This window comes from Streptococcus oralis, from assembly GCF_026782345.1.
GTDB lineage: Bacteria > Bacillota > Bacilli > Lactobacillales > Streptococcaceae > Streptococcus > Streptococcus oralis_CK.
Genome location: NZ_JAKUWI010000010.1, coordinates 1 through 1,415 on the forward strand (window position 1 = coordinate 1; position 1,415 = coordinate 1,415).

A 1,415-nucleotide genomic window follows, 5' to 3' on the forward strand; every position below is an offset into this window, starting at 1 on the left:
GAAAATGAAGCGATTAAGCAACGTAACGCCACTGCAAAAGCGACTTATGAAGCAGCGGTGAAGAAATACGAAGCAGATTTGGCGGCAGTTAAGCAAGCAAATGCTACCAATGAAGCAGACTACCAAGCTAAGCTGGCCAAATACCAGACGGAATTAGCTCGAGTACAAAAAGCAAATGCTGATGCAAAAGCAGCCTATGAAAAGGCTGTTGAAGACAATAAGGCAAAAAATGCTGCACTCCAAGCTGAAAATGAAGAAATCAAGCAACGTAATGCCGCAGCTAAAACTGACTATGAAGCAAAATTAGCTAAATATGAAACTGATCTTGCCAAATATAAGAAAGAGTTCGCAGCTTATACTGCAGCACTCGCAGAAGCGGAGAGTAAAAAGAAACAAGATGGTTATCTTTCAGAACCAAGATCACAATCGTTGAACTTTAAATCAGAACCAAATGCAATACGAACAATTGATTCATCTGTACATCAATATGGGCAGCAGGAATTGGATGCTTTGGTAAAATCATGGGGGATTTCGCCAACAAATCCTGATAGGAAAAAATCTACAGCATATTCATATTTCAATGCAATCAATTCGAATAACACTTATGCAAAGCTTGTATTAGAAAAGGATAAACCAGTCGATGTTACCTATACTGGTCTAAAAAATTCAAGTTTTAATGGTAAGAAAATTTCAAAAGTAGTTTACACTTACACATTAAAAGAAACAGGTTTTAACGATGGAACCAAAATGACTATGTTTGCCTCGAGTGATCCAACTGTGACAGCATGGTATAATGATTATTTTACTTCTACAAACATTAATGTAAAAGTCAAGTTTTATGATGAAGAAGGTCAACTTATGAATCTCACAGGAGGATTAGTTAATTTTTCATCTTTAAATAGAGGTAACGGTAGTGGGGCAATTGATAAAGATGCAATTGAAAGTGTTAGAAACTTTAACGGTCGATATATTCCAATTTCTGGTTCATCTATCAAGATTCATGAAAATAACTCTGCTTATGCAGATTCATCAAATGCAGAAAAATCGCTAGGGGCTCGTTGGGATACATCGGAATGGGATACAACCTCTAGTCCAAATAATTGGTACGGTGCTATTGTCGGTGAAATAACTCAATCGGAGATTAGCTTTAATATGGCTTCTTCTAAAAGTGGAAATATTTGGTTTGCTTTCAATTCAAACATTAATGCAATTGGGGTTCCGACGAAACCTGTTGCACCAACAGCTCCAACTCAACCAATGTATGAGACAGAGAAACCATTGGAACCAGCTCCAGTAGCGCCAAGCTATGAAAATGAGCCAACACCACCGGTAAAAACTCCAGATCAACCGGAGCCATCAAAACCAGAAGAGCCAACATATGAGACGGAGAAACCATTGGAACCAGCTCCAGTAGC

Annotated in this window: 1 protein-coding gene; it reads left to right on the forward strand. The window is 38.2% G+C overall.

The window, feature by feature from the left end:
* Window positions 1–1,415: GbpC/Spa domain-containing protein (locus tag MK405_RS09460; protein ID WP_268704893.1), on the forward strand; the 1,415-nt coding region annotated here is incomplete at both ends.